Origin of the sequence: Gordonia zhenghanii (genome assembly GCF_021738965.1) — a bacterium.
GTDB classification, from domain to species: Bacteria; Actinomycetota; Actinomycetes; order Mycobacteriales; family Mycobacteriaceae; genus Gordonia; species Gordonia zhenghanii.
Map to the genome: position 1 here is coordinate 23,504 of NZ_JAKKOQ010000023.1, position 6,569 is coordinate 30,072.

Below are 6,569 nucleotides of genomic sequence, written 5' to 3' on the forward strand. Positions count from 1 at the left end.
CGCGGGCACGATCGAGACCCTGGAACAACGTCGACTCTGTTGCCGCAGGCTCAGATCGTGTCTCCCGCTGTGAGGGTGCGGGAGCGAATCTGAGGGTGCGGCCACGCCTCAACACGCCGCCAACGCGTGGAAGAGCACGGCGCGCGACGGTTCGTCCACCGGCAGGCCGTACATGTGTAGAACGGTCACGAACTGCACGGCGTACTGGCAGTGGAACCCGTCGAGCGGCGGCATCCACACCGCGGGCTCGGCGTCCGACTTCGCTTGATTGCTCGGACCGTCGACGGCGACGAGGTTGGCCGGATCGTTCGCGAACCTCGTGCGACGCGCACGCGGCCACGCTTTTGCGCCCAGATCCCACGCGTACGACAAGGGAACGACGTGGTCGATCTGGACCGCCGCCGATGCCCTCCCTCGCTCGAAGACCACCGATCGTCCGGTGTACGGACTGGTCAGCACACCGGCCGACACCGCCCGCGGACACGACGTGATCGCCGTCTGCCCGGACACCTCCAGATCGCGGGCCAGGATGTCGTTGCGGGTGTCGCAGTTGTTCCCCGCACCGGGCGCGTCGGATGCATCCGTCCACGCGGTCCCGAATGCGTCGCGGTCGTACGCGGTGTCGTGCGGAGGTCGGTTCGGCAGAGTCGCGAGTGCTGCGAGCGCCGTCCGCGCTTGCATCACGCGGACCGCTGAGACCCGCGGGGCGTTCCCGCGGGGCGGACCGACTCCGACTGCGACCACCAGCGCGATCAGAGCGAACACCGCCAGCGCGCCCCATTGCCTGATCGTCAGCCGCACGACGCCGCGGCGTCGGCGTGCATGCCAGTCCCGCCACCGCATCGCGCCCCCTACTGGTTAGACGCGCGACGCGGGCCGTCGGTTCCCCCTGGTGATCGAGCGAGTCCCCTTCCGACGTCAGGACTTCTCGAGGTACTCCGCGCGGGAGGGCAGAAGGATGGCGCGCACCAGATCGGCGAGAGCCGGGTGGTCGGCGAGGCCCCGGTCGGCGTCGACGATCGACTCGGACAACTCGCGGGCGTCGGCGATCACCTCGGTGTCGTCGATCAGCGACAGGAAACTCAGTGACGACTTTCCACCCGACTGCAACGATCCGAGGACGTCGCCCTCGCGACGTTGCCTCAGGTCGACCATCGCCAACTCGAATCCGTCGTTCGACGCCTCGACCGCCTTCAACCGCTCCATCGACGCCGACAACTCGTGCGCGGGCGTCATCAACAGACAGAGACCCGCGTGCTGTCCGCGTCCGACGCGGCCCCGCAACTGGTGGAGTTGGCTGACGCCGAAACGTTCGGCATTGACGATCGCCATCGTCGTCGCATTCGGGACGTCGACACCGACCTCGATGACCGTCGTCGCGACGAGGACGTCGATCTCGCCTCGCGTGAACGCATCCATCACCTCGTTCTTGTCGTCCGCATGCATCCGGCCGTGCAGGACGGCGATACGGCGACGTGCGAGCGGGCCGGTCTCCAGTAGCTCTGCCTGTTGGAGGACGGAGATCGTGTCGTCCTCCTTCTCCTCCCCGTCGGCCTTGCCGCCCTTCTTCTTGGCGGCCTTCTTGTTCGACTCCTCGTCACCGATTCGCGTGCACACCACGTACACCTGGCGCCCCGCGGCGATCTCCTCGTCGGCGCGTTCCCACACGCGGTGCACCCAGTTCGCCTTCTGCATCGGGACCACAGTCGTCTTGATCGGTTGCCGACCGCGCGGCAGTTCCGTCATCACCGAGGTCTCCAGGTCGCCGAACGTCGTCATGGCGACCGTGCGCGGGATCGGCGTCGCCGTCATGACGAGAAAGTGCGGCCGCCGGTCGTCTCGCCCTTTGCTGCGCAGCACGTCGCGCTGCTCGACGCCGAAACGGTGCTGCTCGTCGACGACCACCATGGCGAGGTCGAAGAACTCGACGTTCTGTTCGAGGAGGGCGTGCGTGCCGATGACGATGCCCGATTCTCCGGTCACCGCGTCGAGGAGGGTCTGCCGCTTGGCCGCCGTGCCGAGCGATCCGGTGAGGAGTCCGACACGCGTCGCGCCGTCTGCCGCGCCGAGTTCACCGCCGCGCGCGAGATCATCGAGCATTGTCATGACAGTCCGATAGTGCTGGGCCGCAAGGACTTCGGTAGGAGCAAGAATCGCGCACTGGTGTCCGTTGTCGACCACGCGAAGCATCGCCAACAACGAGACCAGCGTCTTGCCGGAGCCGACTTCGCCCTGCAGGAGACGGTTCATCGGGTGATCGATCGCGAGGTCGTCGCCGATCTCGCCAAGCACCGTCTTCTGCCCGCCGGTCAGCTCGAACGGGAGGCGGTCGAGCAATTGGTCTTCGAGCGCGCCCGGAACGTGTACGCAGCCGACGGACAGTTCGGAACCGAGGTCCGCCCGCCGTTGTGCGAGCGCGGTCTGCACGGCGAGGGCCTCGTCGAACTTGAGTCGTTCGTCGGCCCTCTCGATCTGCTCCATCGTCTCCGGCAGGTGGACGTGCCGGATCGCCTCGTCGCTCGTGATGAAGCCACGTGCGGTCCGCTGCTCGTCGGTCAGCGGGTCGGCGGCGGGCACTGTGTCGGCGAGGACCTGACGGACGGCCCGCCAGATCTCCCACGTCTGCACGTCGCGCGTCGCCGGGTACATCGGGATGATCGAGCGGCTGAAGTGCTCGACGTCGTCAGCAGTGCCGGTCAGTGCCTCCCCAGTCCCGTTCCCCCCAGTCCCGTTCTCCCCAGTCCCGTTCTCTCCTGTCTCGTCGGCCAGGAGTTCGGCCATCATCGACGTGCCGTGGACGTCCATTCCGTCGTCGGGCAGCACCAGCCAGTCCGGGTGCGACAGCTGGATCTGATTGTTGAAGTACTTGACCTTGCCCGCGAGTGCCACGCGCACGCCGGAGAGGAGCACTCGTTGGATGTACTTCGCGTTGAAGAAGCTGGCCTCGTAGCGGCTCCTGCCGTCGTTGACGACGATCTTGAGGAACTTTCCGTACCGCCGTTTCATGGCGATCATCTGAGACTTCTCGATGCGTCCGATGACGGTGATCCACTCATCGGGCTCGGGCCGCTCCGTGGCCGACACCTGCCCTTGCCGAATGTAACGGCGCGGGACGTAACGCAGGAGTTCGCCGACAGTCGTCAGTTCCAGACCCGCCAGCTTCTCGACGAGCTTCGGGTCGATCGACGAATCGGTGAGGGGCGACGCCGACGTCAGCATCATTCGACTCCCACTTGGAGGAGATGCGACATCTGGCCTGCGTCGTGTACCTCCAGTTCGATGCCCTGGTAGTGGGCGCGCACGTGCGCTCCGATCGCGGCACGCGCTTCGTCGTCGAGATCACTGCCTGCCAGAACGGTGACCATCTCGCCGCCTGTCGAGAGCATCAGGTCCAACAGAGCAGTGGCGGCCTGCGCCTGCTCCTTCGCGATGACCAGGACGTCGGACCCGATGAGACCGAGGATGTCCCCGATGTCTGAGGTGCCGGCGAGCGTCATGATCTTCGACGTCGACCGGACGAGGGATCCCCACCGCGTCGCGGCGGCGGCCTCGGCCATCGCGAACGCGTCGACATCGGGTTCTGCGCCGGGATCGTGGACGGCGAGCGCCGACAGGCACTGCACCATCGACATGGTCGGAAGGAACACTACCGATCGTTGCGTCGACCGAGCGTGCGCACCGACCGTGACCAGATCCTGGGATGACATCATCCCGTTGCCCATGACGACGACGTGGGCGCTGTCCGTGGCCAGGATCGTCTCACCGAGCGTCTCCGCGTTCACACCGTCGTCCGCTCGCACCACCGACGCACCGGCTTCGGTGAACAGTTCCTCGGCCCCGTCGCCTTTCACCAGCGCGACGACCGCCCGTTTGAACCTCGGTGGCGGCTCATTGGCTCCGGGCGCCGCGTTGTAGGCGTCGAGCATGAAGCAGCTGATTCGGATGTCTCGGATCGCGCCGAGTGCGATGCCTGCCTCGACGGCGGCTCCCGGCTCGTCCGTGTGGACGTGGACCGAGAAGTTCTCCGATCCGGTGGAGCTGTCGCCGACGATGACCACCGAGTCTCCGAGATCGCTGAGTCGGTCGCGCAGTCCACCGATCTGGGCGCCGTCCGCGCCTTCGATCAGGTACATCACCTCGAACGCGGTGTCACCGTCGGCCGAGCAGTCATCGATGCGAAGGCCGCCGGGTCCGCTCAACGATCCGCGGTAGGCGCGGCGTTTGTTGGCTACGCCGGTGACGACCGAGACGAGTGCGTCGGCGAGTACCAGAAAGCCGCGAGCTCCCGCGTCGACGACGCCCGCTTTCGCGAGTTCGGGCAACTGACCGGTGGTCAGGTCGAGGGCTTCGGCCGAGCTCTCGGCGACGGCGCGCACGAGATCGGCAGGAGCTCGTCCGACGTTCTGGGACGCGGTCTCCGCCGCCACCGTCAGCAGTGTCAGGACGGTGCCCTCTTTCGGGTCGGCCACGGCACGGCGCGCGGACAGCGATGCGAGTCGGAGTCCGTTGGTGCACAGACGATTGAAACCGAGGTCGTTCTCGGCGACCGCGAGATCAGCGGCGTCGGCGAGGCCGACGAACAACTGCGCGAGGATGATCCCGGAGTTTCCGCGCGCGCTCGCGACTGCCGCGTCGGCGAGGGTCCGGGTCACGGTCTGCAGATCCGCGTCGCCATCGATGTCGTCGAGCGCCGCGACCGCTCCGGCCATGGTGTTGGCCATGTTGCTGCCGGTGTCGGAGTCCGGGATCGGAAAGACATTGAGATCGTTGATCTCGCCACGTGAGGCCGCCAAGCCACCCGCGCAGGCCTGCGCCCAGTCGCGGATGAACTGCGGATTGACCGCGGTGCCGCCGTAGGCCATTCACCACCCCCGAATCTAGAGTCGTGTCCGAGGTTACCGGTGCCGTCCGACCGAGATGCAGTTCGCTCACGAGCCTGCTATCGCGATTTGGCCCCGACACGTTTGCGCGTTACTCTTGTCGGGTTGCCTGTCGACGCTGCGTGACTACTCACGCGCCGAGCGGGCGAAGAGACCAGACCATTTCTACCAAGGGAGTTCGCTATGGCTGCCGTTTGTGACGTTTGCGGCAAGGGCCCCGGATTCGGTAAGTCGGTCTCGCACTCGCACCGGCGCACCAACCGCCGCTGGAACCCGAACATCCAGTCTGTGCGTGTCGAGGTCGCCCCGGGCAACAAGAAGCGCAAGAACGTGTGCACCTCGTGCCTCAAGGCAGGCAAGACCACCGTTTAAGGGTCTTACCGCCACCTAGATTTTCTTCTGATCGCCGTCCGGTTCGCCGGACGGCGATCGTTGTGTTCGCAGAGCGCGCACTGATCGAGCCCCTTCATGCTGATCGCCCCCTTCATGCTGATCGAGCGGAGTCGAGATCCCGAGCGGAGTCGAAAGGTCGAGATCCCTTTCGCACCAACGGTCTCGACTCCGCTCGACCAGCAGACGGAACTCCGCTCGACCAGCAGACGGAACTCCGCTCGACAGGCAGTCGGGACCACGATCGGCAGCCGAACGCTCGCTCGGTAAGCTCGGAGCATGACTTCCTCCCCTGATGATCTGATCACGCTCGACGACGGTGTCCTCACCCTCCCGCTCGCAACAGCTGACAACGGGACTGCACTCGATCACGAACTGATCCTCGCCGGAGCCGCCGAACTCGGCAGGGTCGCGCGCGGCGACGTTGACGCAGGCGCGATCCTCCTGTCGTCGACAGGCAAGAACTTCTGCGCCGGAGGCAACGTCGCCGAGTTCGCCGCAGCGCCCGACCGCGCCGCATACCTCCGTGGCCTCGCGAACGACCTCCACGCGATGATCGGACTGCTGTACGAGACCGGGCTGCCCGTCGTTGCCGCCGTCAACGGGTGGGCCGCAGGCGCGGGCATGAGCATGGTGCTGCACGCCGACATCGCGATCGGCGGCGCCAAGACCAAGCTGCGGCCCGCGTACCCGGGCATCGGCCTGTCTCCCGACGGCGGCATGTCGTGGACGCTCCCGCGCGCCGTCGGTCCGGCGCGTGCGCGGCACATCATCATGACCGACCAGATCATCGACGCCCAGCGTGCACTCGACTTGGGTCTGCTCGCCGAGATCGTCGACGACGACGCCGTCACCGACACTGCGCGCGCGACGGCCGTCCAACTCGCCGCCGGACCGCGCGGCTCGATGGCCGCGATCCGCCGTCTGGTCCACGACGCCGCAGGCCGGACCCTCACCGATCACGTGATCGCAGAAGCGAAGTCGATCTCCCAGTTGTCGGCGACGCCCGAAGGCATCGAAGGCGTCGACGCCTTCGTGGGCAAGCGCGCCCCCGACTTCGGTTCGGTGCGGTAGAGGACGGTCCTATAGTTCGTCAAGCCCGGAGTAGGTCGGTTTTGAGTGCGCTGAAGGATTCTCTGACGAGGGCGCGTTTGAGGCAGCGGAGTATGTCGGGGGTGGACAGTCCTTGAGCGCGTCGGCGTTTGGCGTATTCGCGGGTGCGTGGGTCTGAGCGTAGGCGGCCCACGGCGACGAGGTGCAGGGCTTTGTTCGCTTGCCGGTCTCCGCCGCGGTTGAGTC

At 66.6% G+C, this 6,569-nt stretch carries 5 protein-coding genes and 1 pseudogene; 2 read left to right on the top strand and 4 right to left on the bottom strand.

Features of this window, described 5'->3' with window-relative positions; genetic code table 11:
- Positions 1-108: 108 nt before the first annotated feature.
- The 3 genes from L5G32_RS18765 to L5G32_RS18775 form a co-directional block, all read right to left on the bottom strand.
- The gene (locus tag L5G32_RS18765; protein WP_237012602.1) at positions 109-843 is read right to left on the bottom strand and encodes an HNH endonuclease family protein; all 735 of its coding nucleotides are present in this window, start codon (positions 841-843) and stop codon (positions 109-111) included.
- Positions 844-918: 75 nt separating this feature from the next.
- Positions 919-3,222 carry an ATP-dependent DNA helicase RecG gene (locus L5G32_RS18770; RefSeq protein WP_372491728.1) on the bottom strand — a complete coding sequence of 768 codons (2,304 nt, stop codon included), beginning with the start codon at positions 3,220-3,222 and terminating at the stop codon, positions 919-921.
- The gene (locus L5G32_RS18775; protein WP_237012603.1) at positions 3,219-4,862 is read right to left on the bottom strand and encodes a DAK2 domain-containing protein; all 1,644 of its coding nucleotides are present in this window, start codon (positions 4,860-4,862) and stop codon (positions 3,219-3,221) included. Before L5G32_RS18775 ends, L5G32_RS18770 begins: the two co-directional genes overlap by 4 nt.
- Positions 4,863-5,063: 201 nt before the next feature.
- Here L5G32_RS18775 and rpmB point away from each other — a divergent pair, with 201 nt between their 5' ends.
- Together rpmB and L5G32_RS18785 are read left to right on the top strand one after the other, a co-directional pair.
- Entirely contained in the window at positions 5,064-5,252 is a 189-nt protein-coding gene (rpmB, locus tag L5G32_RS18780) for a 50S ribosomal protein L28 (RefSeq protein WP_237012604.1), read from the top strand.
- 297 nt (positions 5,253-5,549) lie between these two features.
- Positions 5,550-6,344, top strand: a complete 795-nt coding sequence (locus L5G32_RS18785; RefSeq protein ID WP_237012605.1) for an enoyl-CoA hydratase/isomerase family protein — start codon at positions 5,550-5,552, stop codon at positions 6,342-6,344.
- 19 nt (positions 6,345-6,363) lie between these two features.
- On the opposite strand, the pseudogene L5G32_RS18790 reads toward L5G32_RS18785, so the two are convergent.
- A pseudogene (locus L5G32_RS18790) lies at positions 6,364-6,569 on the bottom strand (IS110 family transposase); the annotation flags it as partial.